We start from the raw sequence: 20,272 nt of genomic DNA, 5'->3' as shown, positions 1-20,272 counted from the left end.
TTAATTAGTCAATACGTGTTTCTTTATCTTTTCTTAAGCAATTCTTACATATACCTTTATAATAATAATGAACTTCTGTCACTTGATGCCCATCCATTTCCTGATTCTCAACTGTCTTCACAGATTCCGGACATTTCAAGTCATAAATATGACCACAGCGCCTGCAAAGAAAATGTGAGTGTACAGAAGTATCTGCATCAAAATTTGTATTTTTCTCATCAATCGTAAGCATCAACGCAGCTCCTTGTTCCGAAAACAGTTTCAAAGTGTTGTAAACCGTAGTTTTTGAAAGAGTCGGCATTGAAGGAGACAATGCTGTATAAATATCATCAGCCGATGGATGAATAGGATGATTCATCAAATATTCCATGATAGCTATACGCTGCATGGAAGGCTTGATATTATGTTCTAACAATCGTTCATATGGTTTCATAAATTCCCCTTCTTTTCAAAGTTGTATTCATTACAATTATAAATCTGATGCAAATATAGAAAGTCCCGATATCATTTCCAAATAAAATCAATATTTTTTTTGCAGATATGTATTACTAAATTCTTCCATACAAAAAAGGCCATCTTAAGAAAGATGACCTTTAGACATTGATATACCTTTATTTTGCCTTAATTCTTATTGGTTTTAGCCTCTTCGATTATTGATTCAGGTACTTTTTCGCAACGGACATATTTATTCACGTCACTATCATCATCTTTTGCAGTCCAAATCATAGAACCGGATTCTAGCAAATCCGTTACGATATAGTCATTGTTCCAGTCACCATTACCAAAATCATATTCACCGCTAATAACATATCCCAGATATGGATCGTTTTCTATACTAAAAGAACCAGTAATATAACGTGCATACATACTGTCAAACCTCTGATACATTTCAAAAGTCAGTTCTCTACGATTAAAAGTTATATAGCAATATGTACCTTCTGCCAGAGCTTGTCCGTTCCATTCAGAAAGTTGCCACGTTCCGTTCAAATTAGCAGCAGTGACCGGCAAGGCAGGAATCTCTACCTTTTCATCGTCGTCACAGGATGCGAAACAAAGCACGAAGGCGAATAAAGCCATTAATTTGAGAATATTCTTCATGTCTTCTTTTTATTTTTATTGTTACTTAATACAGTTTACTTTTATATTCAATGTCCGGTCTGACGGTTGCCCTTCCACTCCCTCTATAATAATAGGAAAAGTAAATGAACGGCCTTTTTCCACAGGAATCAGTGAGGCGTCTATTGTAATCACAATGTCGGCTTCACTACCCGGACTGATTACTTCCGGCTCGGTACGAAAAGTTGCAAACTCAGGAATAACAGCAGCCGACAGACGCAATGATTGTTTTCCGCTGTTACCACACAGGATTCGTTCAGAAGGACGCTTTCCCGCATTTACCTCCCGAAATTCTATCCGGTTTTGTTTCAGTCTCAATTTACCCATCTTATATGGATAACGTCCCCATTCATCCGTTCCCGGCAACACATTACCAATTAATGTAAGGCGTGCCACGGGCATTTTGTCCGAAGAAGACAGATAAACAAAAGCATTCGTATCTATTGTTCCAGGATGATTCTTCGGATGATAAGTCAATACTACAACTCTCGTTTCACCGGGAGATATCTCCCCTGTACGTACATCTGCTACCGCACATCCACAAGTAGTTCTTACACGGGTAAGATTTATGGCTTTGCCACTTACATTAGTACATGTGAAACGATACATTTTTGGAGCATCATCTTCGGTCAATGTCCCGATATTCAGCACAGTCTCGTCAAAACGCAGAATATGTTCCGCCCCTTTTATCAACGGAGGATTTATCAGCGTATCTGTTTTTTCCTGTGGAGTAAAATGGACATTCCGGGCTTCAACCGCCCGGAATTGTCCGATGACTACACATAATAAAAAGAATCGTATCCAAGTAACTGGTTTCATTGAATATTAAAATTACATCCAACCATTATCATTAGCCTTCTTGCGAACGGTAACAGTAATGGATTGTTCGCTTCCATTGCTTACTTTCACTGTAATACGGGTTGCACCGGTTTTTAACCCAGTTACTGTCATAAAAGTACCATTGACAGATACTGAAGCGACAGTTGTATCACCCGATGTACAGGTATAAGTTAGATTCTCTCCATTAACAAAATAGTAGGCAAGGTTTAAATCCGATGTTGTACCTTCTGCTACATACATATTTGGTACTACCATGTCAGAACCATTACCCTCAATATTGTTAAGCAACATTCCGGCATCTACCAATCCAGCACCCATCTTACCCACATATTTCGATAACTCTACTCTAGTAGCGGAAGCTCCGGATGAGATGTGGTTACGATAGTAAGCCTTCACTTCTCCTGTATTATACCAGCTATCGAGTGGTTTTGTAGATGACTTCAATAGTTCGACAAACTCACTTGCTTTAAAATGACGACGTTGTTTGACAGCATACGACAAACCCAATGCTGCGACTCCTGATACATGCGGACAAGCCATAGACGTACCATCCATAAATCCATAGGTCGCATTACCGTTTTGTATCCAAGTCGAGAGAATAGAACCGGAATGGATTCCTTCTTCCCAACCCTCAGGGTCATCTTGCCCCACCGGATTGTAATATTCCGTATCACCACCCGGAGCAGATATCGTGACTTCCTTTCCATAGTTGCTATATGAGGCCGGAGTAAAATCGGCCGCTACCGCACTGACTGATATACATTTGGAATAAGCAGCAGGGAATGCAGCCATTCCTGCATATTCGTTTCCGGAAGCGAAAATTGCCAGTCCCCCGTCTATCACCCCATTGGGCGAACCGGCATTATTGATAAAGTAGTCCAATGCATCTTTTTCCAACGGATACAATTTTTCCCATTCTTCTTCCGATCCCGGACCGGGAGTATATCCTTCAATCATATTGGCCAAGGAAGAGTTGTATCCCCAGCTACACTGAAGAATGACTGCGCCATTATCAGCCGCATATTTTATAGCTCTTGCTTCAGCATCCAAAGTAACACCGGCTTCACCCGCAAACACTTGACATGACATAATTTTCACTCCGGAGTTTTTGGAACCATCGCCACCGGCAATACCGCAAACACCTTCGCCATTATTGTTCACAGCAGCAATAGTACCTGCAACGTGTGTTCCGTGTCCCGTGTCAACTGCATCCATCCACGAAATGATTCCTGAATTGCTCACGAAATTGTAACCATATTTATCGTCCTTATATCCGTTACCATCAGCATCCTCATCTGCATAAAGTTCTTCCTTTTCATTGATCCACATATTACCTTTCAAATCAGGATGGGTATACATCACACCTTCATCCAGCACAGCAACGATAATAGAAGGATCGCCCGTACACTTCTTCCATGCTTCCATACAACCGACATCACACCCCGGCCTGGAACCATTTTTCAATGCGTTCTGATTGTCAAAAGGGTTATTTCCACTGTTATTATAATGCCATTGATATGCCAATCCGGGATCAGAGAAGGTGCTTCCTGTCGTAACAGTACGTGTTGCCGCCTTCTGTCGCAATGCACTCTCACTGACATAACTCCGATAGCCATCAGCTCTATAAGCACGCTGTATGTGACTATTAGCCTGCACTTTAGCTATTTCACCTAATTTAGCAAGACGACCGGCGGCTTCCTTCAAGTCTGTATTTTCATCAAACTTTACCCGATACCACAAATGTAATCCTGAAGTACGGGTACGTTCTTCATTTTTAGTGTCTACCGGAAATATACGTTCAAAATGATATGCACCCAGAATATCCAATACTTCGTCAGTAGATGGAATGCCGGAACGAGTCATGACTCCTCCTCCACTTCTTGTCGCAACTTTAAGAGTCTGATCAAGGATTTCAGTCATTGCCGGATCGAATTTGATGAGCAATTCGCCGGAAGTAACGTCAGCCGGAAGTTGAACTTCCGTCCCCCCTACAGGGGTGGACGGTTGTTCGATAAGTTCTTGTTCTGAGCATGATGCCAACATGAAGGCAAACAGTGCTGTATATAAGAATTTTTTCTTCATTATTCCTTTTTAATATGATTCTTCATAATGTTATTTATTCAGCAGTAATCTTAGTTGGTTGTTCCCGATAACACAAAGACTCTGAAATACAATGGATAAGCTACACCATCACTTATCGGATTATCACCCGGATCTTCTTTTCCGTAATAATAAGAATAATCGTAGTTCACAAGATTCACATTGCTAAATCCTACCGGATTTCCTTTTGAATCCAACCCATCTTCTTGTTGATTAAATATCAAAGTTTCGGGATGCCAATAGGCAAAGTAAGGATGGAACAGAATCCAATTCGGTACTTTACCTGTCAGGAAGTTCAAATTCAAACGAACTGAACGGGCCAGTGGCAACACACGTGGAACGTCCTGTCCTGTTACGGGAGCTTGTGTTTGATAAGTTACCTCATTATTTTTAGTAAGCAACCATTGACACGTATCACTTGATATCTTATCAAGAAATATAGACGGTTTGGCAGCCAGTTCTTCTTTGCTAAAAAAATCGTCCTTTTTATAAGTTAATGGTTTTCCGGCAGTTCTCAATGCTGCAGTTACCTCTTCATCGGTAGGAAGTTCGCCTTCAATGAAGTTGTAAGCCATTTGCAAGGTAATCAGTTTGTCCCATGTTAATAATTTCAAGAAAGCTTGTCGCTGTGCTTGTCCCTGAGAAATGTCTACACACAAACCAGCATCCCTGCCGTTGTATTGACCATTTTCAATCAGACTCAAATCTTTCAACGTTTCCGTAGCACGACATCCGGTAAATGATAAATGTCTCAATACTGGGAAATTCTCCTCGTTCACTACGTCTGTTATCGCAGAGAGCGTCTTGAAGTTATTACTTGTCAGATCCAAGTTCACCAGAGTTTTGCCTAATTTTTTGAAATTCTCAGGGAAAGCATTCACACCGATAGAGAATATTGTCAGACTTTTCAGATATTCCAATTCGCAGATTTCATCCCCTAATTGTATGGTACGTATCTGTCGGTTAGCATTACTCTGAACTGTGAACGATTCAAGATACTTCAAATAGCGAATTTCTTTCGGTAAGGATTCACCGTCTTGCAAATCAATCATTGAGAAACTTACAGAACGTACACGTCCCACAGCTTCTGCAGGAAGTTCATTGTTCTTTATCTCCTTATCCGTAGCTTCCCAAAGCGTCACGAAATCCCAGTTAATCATACTTTCACTGGTATCAAAGTTCATCATAGTCTGCAGTTTACTATTGATAGTGATTACAGCCAATGAGTCACCTGCACGGTTATCTTCAATTTTCATAGCAGCTTTTTGGGTGACGGTCAGCACAACAGCATCTATTTCATTGCCGTCATTGTCTAACAATTGGTCTTTCGGATCTACCGGAACAAGTTTAATTTTGGCTACACGAGTAAAAGGAGCTACATTCATTCCCCAACGGAAGTTTACTTTCAGCGTACGCGGGCGTGCACCTCTGTCAAGATTCACTTCTAAATCTTTCTGTGCGGGCAATGTAAGCCAGTTCTTTTTCTCTCCCTCTACTTCGGCTTTTTCTTCATCAGTCATCGTAGCTTCTTCTGCGAAAGAATAGTCAACGCCATCGATTTTGAAATTAATGTTCGTAGAGATCGTAGCTTCAAATTGACGCTTCTTGAAAGCATCCGAACTGAGGATTTCCACTTCTGGATCTCTTACCAGAATTTGCTTACCAAAGCCGAATTGCGTAACAGTAACCATTCTTGGTTCACGATTGTCCATAGAAAAGCGTACCTTGGCTGTGCGCGCAACATTTTCTAATGTAGAGTCTATGGCAAGAACACAATCCGCCGAGCCCATACCATTTGCCGGTGAAACGGCAATCCAAGGATCTGACACACGTGCCACCCATTGGTCGTTGGACGAAACGGATATCTTTTCTGTCCCTCCTTCGGCACCGATAGTAATCTCTTCCTTATCTACCGTAATGCCATCGAACCCCGTTTCATCGTCATCCTTGCACGAGGATACAACCCCTGCACAAAGAATGAGTCCTAATGTTATTTTATTAAAATATTTCATTAATAGCATCTTTTTATATTATCGTTCAATACCCAAAGCATCGCAACCGCGAATATCCTGTGTCTTATCATATATAAGTGCGTACATACCTGCTTCAATATAAGAGCATACACTTGTCACATCAATAGATATATTCGGATTGTCTGCAATATCAACAATCCAAAGTTTCGGTGTCAGCTTTTCTTTTACTTTACGAATGTCATTTGAACCGATTTGCAACTGAATCAAGCTCGGGCAAGTAGTAATACCTTCGGGCCATTCACGCAAGATGCGGTTACCTTCTGCGTCACGTTGATGACGGATGCCGAAAGCTTGCAATTGGCTACTGTTCAATGGCTGTGTAGGGAACTTAGAAAAGCAGTTATAGCCAACATCCATATTACTTAGATAAGGTAACGTTGTAGCCCGGAAATCATCAGATAAGCTTGTCAGTTTATTAAATCGTAAATCGATGGTAGTGAGCAAATAAGTATTCTTATAATTTCCTTCTTTCGGTTTAAGTGAGTTCTCGGGTATCGAAGTCATCTCATTGTTACTTAAGTCAATGGTCGAAATGGGAGAACCAGACGCAAACAATTCCGTAGGAAATTTTGATATCCTATTGTAGGATAAGGTTATCGTACCAGCATTGATACCCTTGAATTCATCCATCGAGCAATTGATATTTTTACCACCAACCGAACCAATTTCATTGTACGAGAAGTTGACAGATCCCATAATAAATACCGATTTTGCATTGAAGATGTTCGGGATATATTTCAGTTTGTTATGTGAAAATCCCAAGCCTTCCACCTGATCGGTAAACGCGCAGAAATCTTCCGGAATTTCTTCAATCTGGTTATAATCAAGATTCAGAGTGGTTAGTTTCACATCCGTGCCAAAGGCATTCACCGATTTCAAATTGTTATGTATGCAATCCAGCAACCCGAGCTTCACCATTTTCTTTAAAGATTCGGTAGGAGGGAATGCTTCCAGATTGTTGTAACCCATATATAAGATTTGAATCTTCGGACCCGTATTTTCGCTGTCTGCCAATTTTTGCCAGTCAGTTTTTAATTGATCCGCACTGATACCTTTGTTGCAGGCAATGTTTAGCAACTGCAATTCAGGAAGTTCGTATACAAAATCAGGGAGTTTTCTCATATCACGACAGTTATACAGTTCCATATCCGTCAGTGACTCCAAATTACTCCAACTCAGTTCTTCATCCATATACTGTTTGGCATAGTCAGAATTTTCATCTTCCCAGGCGCTTGCGATGTTATCTTCAGTAAGGGGCGAATTGGCAAAGAAAAGTGCTTGCAGCTTGGTCAATCGCATAATAGCCTTGGAAACAAACGTAATTCCATTGGTAAGAACACCGATTTGTGTATCCTTCAATGTAATACGGCTGTTTTTCTTAATCGGTTCTAAATCCGGATTCCTGTTGATGGCATCTTGCAATAATTCCGACATATTCAGGCGCGGGTCGTAATCAAGGAATGTCCTCTTATAATGCATACGTATCCGCTGTTTCTGTTCTTCACTCATATCCGGAGTTAGTTCATCTTCACCAAATAGCCTGCCACTAAGCTTTTCGCTATGCGAACCAAACGACAGGGTTTTCAGTTCCGTTAGCTGTCCGATAGCGTCGGGCACTCTGCCTTTAGCTCCGTATCCGGCAATAGAAAGTCCGGTAACACGTCCGTTGTTATCCAAATCAACACCAGGCTGATCACCCCACATATCCAATTCTTTATTGAAGTTCCAGTTCGAACTGCGCACAGCATTGTCTACCGCTCCGCTATTGTATTTCCAGTTTTCACCGTCCAAAGCATCCCAAATTTCTTTCAGTGCTATGTAGTCTTTGATGTACTCTGCGGTCTTCTTCAATTGGATAGGTACATTGGCATCTTTTGTCAGTTCATTGTCTTTCACGATGAAAGGTTCTCCTCTCACGGCTTGTGTTTCCAATGAGGTTACTTTACTACCACTTTTTGAATAAGTGGTATAAGCAACTACCTGATAGGTTCCGGCAGGAAGCCATACGGCAGAGTCACAGGTGGCTACACCTATATCCATATACTTGTCATTAGGATTGTCAGGATTCTGATTTTCCTTAGAGTCTTCCTTATATTTAACGGTCATTTGTTTCAGATTAGTAGTGACACTATTAAAAGTGTTCTTTACCGTAACATCGATAAAACGAATACTGCTGAACAGGTATTCACCCGCCGCACGAGTAGTAAGACCTTCTTTTGTCAACTTGAAAGTTACCGTTCCGCGTGATACGGCATCCACCACCAATGCCTTTTCTTGAAGCCCTCCACTAACGATAGTCAATAGATCGTCGTCACCGGCAGGTCCTGCCAGAAGTACTTTATCCAGATTATCATACAGATAATAGCCGACAATCTTATAAGTGCCAACCAACATTTTCAATTTGTCACTGCGAAGTCCATACTCTGCATTGTTTGCATTGTATGAATTCAGGGGCAGAGTCTGCGACACGGTTGTTCCGTCGTGCACCATCACAACCTTTATCTTATGTGCACTCGCCAACGTTTCGAGTTTGTCCGTGGCACGAGTAGTTGCTTCCTTCTCAAATGAGGCGCTCTTGTGAATTCTGAATTGCACATAACCATATTGGCTTTGCAATGCCTCGTCATCATCCGAACAACCTGTTACTACCACCATCGTCAATAAAATAAAGAGGAGGGGTAGGAAGCATATTGAGTATAATTTATGTAGATTCATTTATATAATTAGCTATGTTAATTAATTGGCTGGAGTGATTACTAAAGCTTTTTTAAAGAAATTATCTGTTCCTTTAAAAACTACAATCAAGTCTTCATCAAAATTATCGGGTATAGTAATTCCTAAAAACATACCTTCTCCATCCATTGACACTTCTTTAGTTACAGTAACATCTTCATCTTTAATATTAATTACATAAACTTCACCTGCCCATTCACTTTCTGACAGTAATGGATAAATTGAAAAATATTCTCCCGCATTAGCAGTGATAGAGTAAACATCATCAATAAAATAGTTTCCTTTCAGAAACTCTAAAATAGCTGTATTAGTTGTTTGCGTTGCTGAAATGATTTCCCATCCACCTTTTTTTATTGTAAAGCTTTTATTATCCGGCTCTTCTTTCACATCTTTCTGAGTAAAAGCTATTAAAAGATTACTTTGCTCATATTTATAAGCTATCTCTCCATTTTGAACGATAGTTTCTTCCAGCTTATCTTTAATATTTTCATACTCAGCACGTGAAAATGCAAGTGCATATCCAGTTCTTTCTTCAGGATCAGCATTCATCGAATTAGGACTATATTTATCAACAGTAAAGTTCAATTTTCCCCCATCACCTTCACAATGCATCCATTCATAATTAAAGAAATCATAATCTGAACCTACAAGATGGATTTTACCATCCCATCCCTCACTTAAAAATACAATCTCATAATCATCATTGAGGGTCTTAATGGTAAACGGCATTCTTTTCTGTAGAGTTATATCACCTGTGCTTCCACCTGTACTTTTCTGAGTAAATGTCTTTCCATCCATTGATACAACCCAATTTGTTGGATAACTTGCCGGACGAGTCAAATCCAGCACTCCGGGAGTCATACCATCATAAGATATCGGGAAAGAATAGAACGCTTTTCCCTCTTCGTCAGAGAAAGTTATTACATTCTTTTCACTTGCCACGACCGGATATTTTTCACGGTTATTATCGGTAATGATTCTCAACCCGCCACTTACTTTCTGGTTAATTGCACCTACAAGTGAACCACCTTCAAGTTCTACCCAGCCGGGGAGATTTGTTGCGGCAAAGCGGAAGTTAGCTTCAACGCTGAATTTAGCAAATTGCTGATAGCCTGCCTTAATTTCCTTGATTTCATTTCCTTCTTCATCCACTATCTTCAATTCATAACCAACAGCCGAACGGGTTACTTCTCCAATCACGATAGTCTGACCGCCCATTGTCAATTCCAATTTAGCAACGCTGATATTATCAATCATCTGATTGTCATCTGTTACCATTAGTGTTACGGATTGCGTACCGGCAGCACCTGACACTACAAATTCTTCCATATCATTGGCCTTGAACTTACACCAAATGGCTGAAGACGCCAGACTCCAGTTCGTGTTAGCCGCAAATGTGAACTCCTTTGTTTCACCCGCATTGCAGACGATGTTTTGTTTTTCCGGAAATATCGGAGTTACTACTTTATCATCATCGTCCGAACATGCCGCAAGGCATAACGCCGTAAGTAAGCCTACGAAGAACCCACTCTTGCAGAATGTCTTCATGCACGAATCTCCAAGTGGTTTTAAACTAAACTTTTTCATATTTTTTTAATTGCTTTTTTTAATATCCTTGTTCTTTTAATTTTTCAGCTTCTGCCTCGCTTATCCATTCAAGTATGTTCACGAATGTTCCAACCGTACCGTAGTACGACCCGTCTTTATTGTTCACACTCATCGTGACGTACTGTAAGACAAAATTCTCATTGGTGCTAAAGTAAGATGTATAGGCAGTAGGTTGATTCAATCGCAACTTTCCGTCACCATGAATCGTATTGAAAGCCTCTCCCGTTGAACCGCAAATCTGTTCGTCCATCTCGACCAAAGGCTCCAAAACGTCCTCCCTATTGAAACTGATTTCCATATCATAGCCGTCAAAATAAAGTCCGCGAATGACAACGGTGTTCTCTTTGCTTTTTACCACTTCGGATTTCACCAGACGCAAATCTGTTTTTATCGGATAGTAATCCGAAGACAAATAAGTAGAAGTCACTTTGCAAAAGCCCGTAAAGTTCTTGATATCGAACGGACAAACCTTTTGCATCACTACTTTTGCTTCATTCTTGTATAAATTCCATTCTTCGGCTTCGGGGATTACGAGTCGCAAAGCGAATCCCAACGAATCCGCTATGCCGATGTTCTCATAAAGACCTTGCACTTTCACATTAGCACTCATCTCACCCGCCTTTATGGTCACAGTGTTCGATAATACTCTGTAATGCTTGCCTTCTATAGCGTTACTCTCCCGATCTAACACTTCAACACCGAAAGTACGGTCGTAGTCGGCAGAGACAGTGGCGGAGACTGGAACATTAAATATCTCATTAGTTTCTTGCACGGCATAAGTATAAAGCGTGTCAGAAAACATAAGATAACTGGCTCCGTTGTACAGCACCTTGTCCTGCCCGCATCCGGAAAGAGCTATCAGAGCGGCAATGGCTGCTGCACATCCTAATAATAATTTCTTCATTATCGTATGCTTTTAATCTTATTTGTTACTTTCATTCGGTTGGACTTGTGAGCCGGGAGCATCCAATTCGTGCTGCGGTATAGGCCACACAAACAAAGGATCGTCAGCTTCTACTTTCAAACTACTACCATTCGCCAATGATTGGTCTTGCGGTTTACGTTCAAAACCCTTATGCCAGCGCTTCAAATCGTGAAGGCGAAAACCTTCCATATAAAGTTCCTTCACACGCTCGCCCTCGATGATGTCCATTGCATTGGAAGCACTTAGAGCGGTAGATCCGCCATAAGAAGAATAGCGTGCGGTACGTAGCGTTGAGATGTCTTTCCCCGCTGCATTATAATCGGGGGTTTCTTTTTGCACATAAGCCTCGGCACGTATCAGATATTGCTCCGACAAGCGAAGCACTTTCGGCATAGATACGTGATAAATATTAGCTGCAATAAACTCATTATTACCGGCATACTTTATCAACAAAGGCCATGAAAGACCATGACTAAAGCCGGTTTGCAGAGTTTGAAAAATGGTACCCGGACGCAAATCATTCGAATCATACAATCCGAACACCCAATTAGCCGGCACATAGTCCGGACGATAATTCACATGATTGTAATTCAAAAAAATTTGTCCCAGTTTGCCTCCATAAGAGTTTATGGTGAAACCAACTTTCCAAATAGCCTCCGTTGACATGTCGTTCGTCCACATATACTTATAATAGCTCACTCCGGAAGAAATAGTGCGAGTACAACTGGCCAGCAGATAATATTCGCTATCAATAACCTTGCTGGAATACTTGATAGCTTCATCCCACTTTCTCATATAAAGAGCGACACGTGCCCGCAAAGCATACACCGTGTATTCATTGAAATAAGTAGCATTATTAAATAAAGCTCCATCGACAGACGGATCATAATCTTTATCCAGAGCCAACAATTGGGCAGCCCGATCAAGATCCTCAAGAATAAACTCATAAGAGGCTTTCAGCGAAGCACGTTTCATTTCTTCATTGCCTTGATAATGCTTGGTGAGTATCACACCCAATTGATTGGCTGCATCTTCATCACTCTCATAAGCCTTGCAGAACATCTTCACCAATTCGGAATAAGCAATCGCACGGGCAAAATAAGCTTCACCGCAACACTGGTCGAGCTTATCCAAATCGTTATCATCGGTTGTGTTATTTCTCACCCCGTCTACACGGTCGAGCATGAAATTACAACGGTTAATCACGTTGTACAGTCCAGCATAAACAGCCTCAATACTTGTATTAGTTGCCAGAATGTCTTTCCAACGCCAAATATCTCCGAATGTATTCGTATTTCCATTTACCCCATACACAAGGTCTGTCTGCAGATCAGGAAGTATTGTCAGGTTCCCTGAGTACAGAGCACTACTTTTGAATGCATCGTAAATACCAATAACAGCCAGATTCACATCATCTACCGTCTGTATAGACTCATTGAATGGAATACCGTCTTCAGGCATCTTGTCCAAACAAGAAGCGGCAGAAAATGCCATGGCTGCCAACAGGATATATAATTTAAATTTCTTAATCATCTTTCTTTAAATATACTATTAGAATGAAACGTCAATACCCAAAGTAAACTGGCGTGAAGCCGGATATTGTGCTCTATACACATTAGTTGCTACTTCCGGATCGAGTCCGGTAAAACCTGTCCAGGTAAGCAAGTTCTGTCCCTGCAGATAAACACGCGCAGATGTGAAGAAATTAGTTTTCTTCAGCAGTGATTGCGGAAATGCATAAGCCAGTGTCAGGTTCTTCAGACGAAGGAATGAAGAGTTTTCAAGAAAGCGATCGTCAAGTTGAGCCGTCACTCCGTAACGGGGGATATCAGTGATGTCGCCCGGTTTTTTCCAACGATCGTACAATAATCTTTTCGATTGATTGTAGGCACTGTATAGTCCGTTGCTTTCTTCGAAGAAACGGTCATTGTTCATCACATATCGTTTTGCCATCCAGCTGAATTGCGCCGACAATGAAAGCCCCTTCCACATAAGGGATGTGCCGAAGCCGCCTACCCAAGGAGAATCAAACGATTTGCCGGTCATCACTTTGTCTTCTTCACGAAATTCTGTTGTCAGTTCTCCGTCGGCTGTGTACCACAAAGCATCGCCATTGGCCGGATTCACACCTGCATAACGGTTCATGAAATACTCACGTACGGAGTGTCCTACTACATATTTCAATCCAGTGGTAGAGTTTACATATTCTTCTACACCATTGTAAAGTTCTAAAAGTTTATTCTTATTGTAAGAAACGTTTGCGCTCAGATTCCAAGTGAAATCTTTGGTATGAATCACATCACCGTCAATCGCAATTTCCACACCGCGGTTCATCATAGCGCCGATGTTGTCCCAACGATTGCCTACTCCGGTGATCGCATACGATTGAGGAACTAACATCAGCATATTAGTAGTCTTTTTATGATAAAAATCGACATTCACATTGACACGATTGTAAAGGCCAAAACTCACGCCAACATTGTTTGCCCAAGTCTGCTCCCAGCTCAATTCCTCATTTCCACTTTGTGAAGGATAGATACCAGCTTCATCATTATAGTTTGCATCTCCGGAAACAAGCGCAAGATGATCGTAATAAGGAATTTCCGAGTTACCGGAAGTACCTGTACTCAACTTAACCTGTGCGCTAGTAAGCCATTCTATGTCTTTGAGGAAAGCCTCGTTCTTGATGTTCCACATAAAACCCAGCGACCAAAACATACCCCAACGATGATCTGCACCGAAGCGGGAAGAAGCATCCGTACGTGCAGCAACTTCCGCATAATACAAATCTTTATAGTTGTACTCCCCACGGAAGAAAAAAGACAAGTAAGAATAGGCACTATTACTATCCGGCCACGATGTAGCGCGAGTTCCGGTAAGCAGGTTGGTGAGGCGATCGTTATTCTGCCCCTGTGTAGATACCTGGAATCCGGAGGATTGATAATCTATCCCTTCCTGTCCCAGCAGAAAATTGAATGAATGATCATCATTCAAAGCCCACCGATAATTGGCTGTAAGAGTTTCACTCAGGCTAAGGATATCAGATGAGCTGCGCCCTGCTTTACCGGAGTTATTATTAATAATGTAACTCGGGAAAGACTGCATGAAAGCCGTAGAGTGTGAATAATCAGCACCAAACTGGCCACGAATAGTCAAGTTCTGAATCGGAGTGATCTCTGCAAATACAGTAGACAGCAATTTGTACTTTTTGTATGATACGGGATTATTCGCCATCCATTCTATCGGATTCTGCCCCGTTCCCGTCCAAGTTCCATCATTTTCGGAAGCCAAAGAACCGTCAGCATTATAAGGATTCCAGTAAGGTAACATAAAGCGTGAACCGGAAATAGGTGTATAAAGCGCCGGTTCTCCCTCTTCAGCCTGTGATATTTCTTCATAGGCCATCATTGTATTCGTGCCCACTTTCAGCCAGTTGCTGGCTTTCACTTCCGCATTGGCGCGCATATTGTAACGGCGGAAAGAAGAACTCTGCGCAATACCTTCCTGATCATAAAATCCTCCGGAAACATAGTAGTTCAGACGGTCGGTGGCACGATTGACAGAAAGTTCGTAACTCTGCAAAGGTGCACGATCGTTGAAAACTTCATCCAGCCAATTAACATTCGTGCGAGACAGCAGGTCGTAATCTTGTCCGGTGTCTAACCCGATTTCCTTTTCAAATTGGATACGTTCGGGAGTATTCATCACCACCCATTTGTCATTCGACGCCAATTGAGAAATACCCCATTGGGCACGCAACGTAACTTTCGCTTTATCTATTGCCAGTCCGCGCTTAGAAGTGATAACTACCACACCATTTGCCGCACGGGCTCCGTAGATAGAAGTCGACGAAGCATCCTTTAACACAGAGATTGATTCTATATCTCCCGGGCTAATTGTGTTAAAATCAGCACTGGAGATAGGCGTACCATCCAGTATAAACAGTGGAGAGGTGCCCGAATTGATGGAATTGGTACCACGAAGCTGGAACACAGCCGCCTTGCTGGGTTCTCCCGAATTGGAAATTACCGTCAAACCGGGCGTCTGTCCCTGCAATGACTGGTCGAAACCAGCTGTGGGAACATTTTCCATTTTTTCTGCTTTAACAGTAGATACGGCACCAGCAATCGTCCCTTTTTTACGAGTTCCATACGCTACCACCACTACCTCATCTATTAAAGCAGCATCTGAAACCAGACGAACATTCAGTGTGCCGGTTTTGGCACTAACTTCATGTGCCTGTGATTGCATACCGATATAAGAGAACAGCAAAGTAGCACTTGCCGTACCCTTAATCTCAAGAGTGTAATTACCATCAATGTCGGTAATTACACCATTTGTAGTACCCTTCTCTAAAATAGACACACCTACCATCGGCTCATTATCTTCTGCCGAAACAACATGTCCTTTTACCTTATATCCGCTCTGTGCAAAAAGCATAAGAGGAATATTCAGTAGAGCAAAGAGTACAAACAAGAGAATTGATTTTCTCATCTTTGATACTTGAATTTAAATTAATGAATTGATTTATTTTTATTGATTTATCTACAAAACGAAAACTTAGCATATTACGCTTCACGCATGAAACAGCAATATACTTCTTCCCTTGGAGCGACTTTAAAAAGTGTACTTTTATCATCGTTCCAGGACAGACTATTAAATAGTCTATACAATATATAGAATAGGAAAATTAGCTCGGCTGATTTTTAATATTACGCCATGTGTCTAAATAAATGTCTTGTGTCGCTGCAATACTAATAAAGTGTATGTCCATCTCTCTAAAATTATAGATATTAATAAGTGCTTATCGTTTGTTTAGGTGTAAATTGCCTATAAAATTATTTAATTTGGCTACAAATATAATTATAATCGTTAAATGGAAGAAACAAAAAGTCGCATTTTTTATACCAAATTTCCTAAAATGTCTTTTTATTGCACAATTAACAAAATATTAATAAACAAACAGATATATCCCATAGAATCAGTCAAAAACAGGGCTATATTACTTTCTATTTGACATTCTTATTAGTTGTTTATGCAATAGTCATTAAAACGACATAAAACACCTCATTTTGAGGATTCGGAGTCAAAAAGGCAAAAATCCAAAACTATTTCCTATTTTTGTACCCACTATATATAAAAAGGTACAAGATGAACTACGGATTCGTAAAAGTAGCTGCAGCCGTGCCACACGTTAAAGTGGCCGACTGTAAATTCAATGCAGAGAGAATAGAAAGCCAAATCGCAATAGCCGAAGGTAAGGGTGTGCAAATCATAGTATTCCCGGAAATGAGTATTACCGGATATACTTGCGGCGACTTATTCGGACAGCAAATCTTGCTGGAAGAAGCAGAAATGGGGCTAATGCAGATACTCAATAATACCCGCCAACTGGACATCATCTCTATTGTCGGCATGCCGGTAGTAGTTAATTCAACCGTAATCAATGCCGCCGTAGTGATTCAAAAAGGAAAAGTACTAGGTGTTGCTGCCAAAACTTACCTCCCCAACTATAAGGAGTTCTACGAACAGCGCTGGTTTACTTCTGCCCTTCAACTGACAGAAGATACCGTACGCCTATGCGGACAAATCGTTCCCATAGGTGCCAACCTGCTGTTTGAAACTGCCGATACGACTTTTGGGATCGAAATTTGCGAAGACCTTTGGGCTACCATACCTCCCAGTTCCTCACTGGCTTTACAAGGAGCAGAAATTATTTTCAATATGTCTGCCGATAATGAAGGAATCGGAAAGCATCATTATCTTTGTTCTCTTATCAGCCAACAATCAGCACGTTGCATTGCAGGATACGTATTTTCTTCCTGTGGTTTCGGGGAGTCTACTACGGATGTAGTATTTGCGGGAAACGGATTGATTTACGAAAACGGCTCATTACTGGCACGTAGCAAACGTTTCTGCATGGAGGAACAACTGATCATTAGCGAAATCGATGTGGAACGCATACGGGCAGAACGTAGAATCAATACCACTTTTGCTGCCAGCCAGGGAAATCCAGGAGATAAAAAAGCAATCTCCATCGCAACGGAGTTTGTTAATAGTAAAGAGCTTACTTTGACCCGAGGCTTCAATTCACATCCTTTTGTCCCCCAAGGAGCAGAACTGAATGAGCATTGTGAGGAAGTATTCTCTATCCAGATAGCCGGCTTGGCACAACGACTGGTTCATACCAAAGCTAAAACAGCTGTAGTCGGTATTTCCGGCGGATTGGATTCAACACTGGCATTATTAGTCTGCGTGAAGACCTTCGACAAACTCGGCTTACCCCGCAAAGATATTCTGGGAGTTACAATGCCAGGCTTTGGAACGACTGACCGTACTTATAACAATGCCATTGATTTAATGAAATCATTAGGCATTTCTATCCGGGAAATCAGTATTCAAGATGCCTGTATCCAGCATTTCAAAGATATCGACCATGATATCAATGTACATGATGTCACCTATGAGAACTCTCAGGCACGCGAACGCACACAGATATTAATGGATATCGCTAACCAAACTTGGGGAATGGTAGTGGGTACGGGTGACTTGTCAGAACTTGCACTCGGATGGGCTACGTACAATGGAGATCACATGTCTATGTACGGTGTCAATGGAAGTATTCCCAAAACACTTGTGAAGTATCTAGTGCAATGGGTAGCGGAAAATGATATGGATGAGGACGCTAAAGCGACTTTACTGGATATTGTAGATACTCCTATCAGTCCCGAATTAATTCCAGCTGACGAAAACGGGGAAATCAAACAGAAGACCGAAGACTTGGTAGGGCCTTATGAACTGCATGACTTTTTCCTCTATTACTTCCTGCGTTTTGGTTTCCGTCCTTCCAAGATTTACTATCTGGCTAATATAGCTTTCAAGGATGTATATGACAAAGAAACAATAAAGAAATGGCTATCTACTTTCTTCCGACGTTTCTTTAATCAGCAGTTCAAGCGCTCCTGTCTGCCCGATGGTCCGAAGGTAGGTAGTATTTCCATCAGTCCCAGAGGTGACTGGCGAATGCCAAGTGATGCAAGTTCAACTATCTGGCTTAAAGAAATAGAAGATTTATAATCTCTTTGATCTTTCTTCTGTGACATTTTTGTATTTATCTTAAGTATTATACGGGGTAAAACAGAAATGTCACATAACTGTGTATCAATCATACAGAACATACGGTCAATTGCACTATTGTAATACTTCTCTTTTAATACGTTCTATATCAGCCTTCTCAATAGTGCGAATGATATTTTTATAAATACGATGAAAACCGAAACCTCCTTCGGTCATTTCCTGAATAGCTTTTTGCTTTGACACTCCTTGAAATACAATACGATACATAGCACATACTGCACCTGTCCTATCAGAACCGTGATGACAATGAAAGACGATCGGCCCTTTGCGGTTCTTGATAATGCGCAATGCATTGATCAATTGATCTTCACTGACTGAATGCGCTTTCATTTTTAGCCGATAAAGCTTAATCTTTGTTCCTGCCGCCTCATCATCGTCACTATGCCTGTTGCGAAGATTCAGCACTTCACGAATACCGTATTTCTCCAAAGCCTTAAAGTCAGCATCCGATGGTTGCTCCGAACGATATACACCTGAGTCTATCTGATACAAATTAGTCAGTTTACTATCGGGAACAGTTATCTTTTCAGCGTTTATGTTTTGACCATAAACCGAAAAAGACATCACTATCCCGATAAATAAACCAAGCCAAATTCGTTTGTTATTGATTATCATATAGCAATCCTATGAGATTATATAATATGATGAGGCAAATTATAGTACTCCTTTGCTCGAAGGAAGCTCAAAATGATAGATATCTCTTTTCAATGCCATTTTCAGAGCACGTGCAAGCGCTTTAAAGATACCTTCTATCTTGTGATGCTCATTCTGTCCTTCAGCCTTGATGTTCAGATTCATTTTTGCAGCATCACTCAATGATTTAAAGAAATGCAGGAACATCTCCGTCGGCATCTCTCCTATTTTTTCACGATTGAACTCTGCATCCCATACTAACCAAGGACGACCTCCGAAATCAAGACAAACCTGACAAAGGCAATCATCCATAGGCAAAGCATAACCATAACGTTCGATTCCGCGCTTACTGCCCAAAGCCTGATAAATACATTCTCCCAAAGCGATGGCAGTATCCTCAATGGTGTGATGTTCATCCACTTCCAGGTCGCCATTTACCCGAATGGTCAGATCCATCCCGGAATGCTTGCCTATTTGTTCAAGCATATGATCGAAGAAGCCAAGACCGGTAGAAATATCACAGCTTCCGTTTCCATCGAGATTAAGAGACACATAAATATCAGTCTCCTTCGTTGTACGACGAACTTCTGCTTTCCGCTCACCGGCAAAAAGAAATTCTGCCACCTGATCCCAGTCTGTTGTTGCAAGTGCGCAAACTTCTTCCAGACCTTTCTCTTTCAAATCATCCGTTGCTTCTTGCAGATAAATAGCACGGCAACCAAGATTCTTTGCCAGCTCCACATCAGTAGGACGATCACCGATTACAAAGCTTTCCGCAAGATCGTATTCCGGATTATCAATATACCTCGTCAACATTCCTGTACGCGGTTTGCGAGTCGGCGCATTATCTTCCGGAAAACTACGGTCGATCAGAATATCATCAAAGGTAACACCTTCTCCGGCCAATGTTTTCAGCATCAAGTTGTGAGCAGGCCAGAAAGTTTCTTCCGGAAACGAAGCTGTACCCAGCCCGTCCTGATTGGTAACCATCACAAATTCAAAATCAAGCTTGCTACGGATAAAGCCCAAATTACGAAAGACTTTCGGATAAAATTCCAGTTTTTCCAGTGAATCAAGCTGATAATCAATGGGAGGTTCAATGACCAATGTCCCGTCCCTATCTATAAACAATATTTTCTTCTTCATA

General features: G+C 41.2%; 13 protein-coding genes. 1 reads left to right on the top strand and 12 read right to left on the bottom strand.

Going from position 1 to position 20,272, the window contains the following annotated elements:
• Positions 1 to 4: 4 nt before the first annotated feature.
• The 10 genes from ACHLI0_RS22690 to ACHLI0_RS22645 all read right to left on the bottom strand — a co-directional run bounded on the left by ACHLI0_RS22690 (position 5) and on the right by ACHLI0_RS22645 (position 15,849).
• Positions 5 to 433 (bottom strand): Fur family transcriptional regulator, encoded by a 429-nt coding sequence (locus ACHLI0_RS22690; protein WP_055217339.1) that lies wholly within the window; start codon positions 431 to 433, stop codon positions 5 to 7.
• A 188-nt stretch (positions 434 to 621) separates the two neighbouring features.
• On the bottom strand, positions 622 to 1,098 hold the full coding sequence (locus tag ACHLI0_RS22685) for a lipocalin-like domain-containing protein (protein WP_490750092.1): 477 nt from the start codon (positions 1,096 to 1,098) through the stop codon (positions 622 to 624).
• A gap of 21 nt (positions 1,099 to 1,119) precedes the next feature.
• Positions 1,120 to 1,935 (bottom strand): DUF1573 domain-containing protein, encoded by an 816-nt coding sequence (locus ACHLI0_RS22680; protein ID WP_490750091.1) that lies wholly within the window; start codon positions 1,933 to 1,935, stop codon positions 1,120 to 1,122.
• 12 nt (positions 1,936 to 1,947) lie between these two features.
• Positions 1,948 to 4,038, bottom strand: a complete 2,091-nt coding sequence (locus ACHLI0_RS22675) for a S8 family serine peptidase (RefSeq protein WP_490750090.1) — start codon at positions 4,036 to 4,038, stop codon at positions 1,948 to 1,950.
• A 50-nt stretch (positions 4,039 to 4,088) separates the two neighbouring features.
• Positions 4,089 to 6,068, bottom strand: a complete 1,980-nt coding sequence (locus ACHLI0_RS22670) for a BACON domain-containing protein (RefSeq protein WP_490750089.1) — start codon at positions 6,066 to 6,068, stop codon at positions 4,089 to 4,091.
• A gap of 18 nt (positions 6,069 to 6,086) precedes the next feature.
• Positions 6,087 to 8,804 (bottom strand): DUF4458 domain-containing protein, encoded by a 2,718-nt coding sequence (locus ACHLI0_RS22665; protein ID WP_490750088.1) that lies wholly within the window; start codon positions 8,802 to 8,804, stop codon positions 6,087 to 6,089.
• 21 nt (positions 8,805 to 8,825) lie between these two features.
• Positions 8,826 to 10,409, bottom strand: coding sequence for a DUF5003 domain-containing protein (locus tag ACHLI0_RS22660; RefSeq protein WP_490750087.1), 1,584 nt, complete (start codon positions 10,407 to 10,409; stop codon positions 8,826 to 8,828).
• 19 nt (positions 10,410 to 10,428) lie between these two features.
• Positions 10,429 to 11,334, bottom strand: coding sequence for a DUF4984 domain-containing protein (locus tag ACHLI0_RS22655; RefSeq protein WP_490750086.1), 906 nt, complete (start codon positions 11,332 to 11,334; stop codon positions 10,429 to 10,431).
• Between the two features lie 18 nt (positions 11,335 to 11,352).
• Complete coding sequence (locus tag ACHLI0_RS22650) at positions 11,353 to 12,888, bottom strand: RagB/SusD family nutrient uptake outer membrane protein (RefSeq protein ID WP_490750085.1); 1,536 nt, start codon at positions 12,886 to 12,888, stop codon at positions 11,353 to 11,355.
• 18 nt (positions 12,889 to 12,906) lie between these two features.
• Complete coding sequence (locus tag ACHLI0_RS22645) at positions 12,907 to 15,849, bottom strand: SusC/RagA family TonB-linked outer membrane protein (RefSeq protein ID WP_490750084.1); 2,943 nt, start codon at positions 15,847 to 15,849, stop codon at positions 12,907 to 12,909.
• A 657-nt stretch (positions 15,850 to 16,506) separates the two neighbouring features.
• Here ACHLI0_RS22645 and ACHLI0_RS22640 point away from each other — a divergent pair.
• Positions 16,507 to 18,432 carry an NAD(+) synthase gene (locus ACHLI0_RS22640; protein ID WP_490750083.1) on the top strand — a complete coding sequence of 642 codons (1,926 nt, stop codon included), beginning with the start codon at positions 16,507 to 16,509 and terminating at the stop codon, positions 18,430 to 18,432.
• A 114-nt stretch (positions 18,433 to 18,546) separates the two neighbouring features.
• Here the strand turns inward: ACHLI0_RS22640 and ACHLI0_RS22635 are convergent, their stop codons facing one another.
• Complete coding sequence (locus ACHLI0_RS22635) at positions 18,547 to 19,107, bottom strand: dual specificity protein phosphatase family protein (protein WP_008766229.1); 561 nt, start codon at positions 19,105 to 19,107, stop codon at positions 18,547 to 18,549.
• Between the two features lie 39 nt (positions 19,108 to 19,146).
• Complete coding sequence (hisB, locus tag ACHLI0_RS22630; protein WP_490750082.1) at positions 19,147 to 20,271, bottom strand: bifunctional histidinol-phosphatase/imidazoleglycerol-phosphate dehydratase HisB; 1,125 nt, start codon at positions 20,269 to 20,271, stop codon at positions 19,147 to 19,149.
• Position 20,272 lies beyond the last annotated feature (1 nt).

Source organism: Bacteroides sp. RCH18, from assembly GCF_058231005.1.
The sequence above is the reverse complement of the archived record's forward strand: the minus strand, read 5'-3'. Positions and strand labels throughout refer to the sequence as shown.

What these genes read in the sequence shown, in the direction of transcription:
- ACHLI0_RS22690 (WP_055217339.1), bottom strand. Translation starts at nt 433, where the DNA reads ATGAAACCATATGAACGATTGTTAGAACATAATATCAAGCCTTCCATG.
- ACHLI0_RS22685 (WP_490750092.1), bottom strand. Translation starts at nt 1,098, where the DNA reads ATGAAGAATATTCTCAAATTAATGGCTTTATTCGCCTTCGTGCTTTGT.
- ACHLI0_RS22680 (WP_490750091.1), bottom strand. Translation starts at nt 1,935, where the DNA reads ATGAAACCAGTTACTTGGATACGATTCTTTTTATTATGTGTAGTCATC.
- ACHLI0_RS22675 (WP_490750090.1), bottom strand. Translation starts at nt 4,038, where the DNA reads ATGAAGAAAAAATTCTTATATACAGCACTGTTTGCCTTCATGTTGGCA.
- ACHLI0_RS22670 (WP_490750089.1), bottom strand. Translation starts at nt 6,068, where the DNA reads ATGAAATATTTTAATAAAATAACATTAGGACTCATTCTTTGTGCAGGG.
- ACHLI0_RS22665 (WP_490750088.1), bottom strand. Translation starts at nt 8,804, where the DNA reads ATGAATCTACATAAATTATACTCAATATGCTTCCTACCCCTCCTCTTT.
- ACHLI0_RS22660 (WP_490750087.1), bottom strand. Translation starts at nt 10,409, where the DNA reads ATGAAAAAGTTTAGTTTAAAACCACTTGGAGATTCGTGCATGAAGACA.
- ACHLI0_RS22655 (WP_490750086.1), bottom strand. Translation starts at nt 11,334, where the DNA reads ATGAAGAAATTATTATTAGGATGTGCAGCAGCCATTGCCGCTCTGATA.
- ACHLI0_RS22650 (WP_490750085.1), bottom strand. Translation starts at nt 12,888, where the DNA reads ATGATTAAGAAATTTAAATTATATATCCTGTTGGCAGCCATGGCATTT.
- ACHLI0_RS22645 (WP_490750084.1), bottom strand. Translation starts at nt 15,849, where the DNA reads ATGAGAAAATCAATTCTCTTGTTTGTACTCTTTGCTCTACTGAATATT.
- ACHLI0_RS22640 (WP_490750083.1), top strand. Translation starts at nt 16,507, where the DNA reads ATGAACTACGGATTCGTAAAAGTAGCTGCAGCCGTGCCACACGTTAAA.
- ACHLI0_RS22635 (WP_008766229.1), bottom strand. Translation starts at nt 19,107, where the DNA reads ATGATAATCAATAACAAACGAATTTGGCTTGGTTTATTTATCGGGATA.
- hisB (WP_490750082.1), bottom strand. Translation starts at nt 20,271, where the DNA reads ATGAAGAAGAAAATATTGTTTATAGATAGGGACGGGACATTGGTCATT.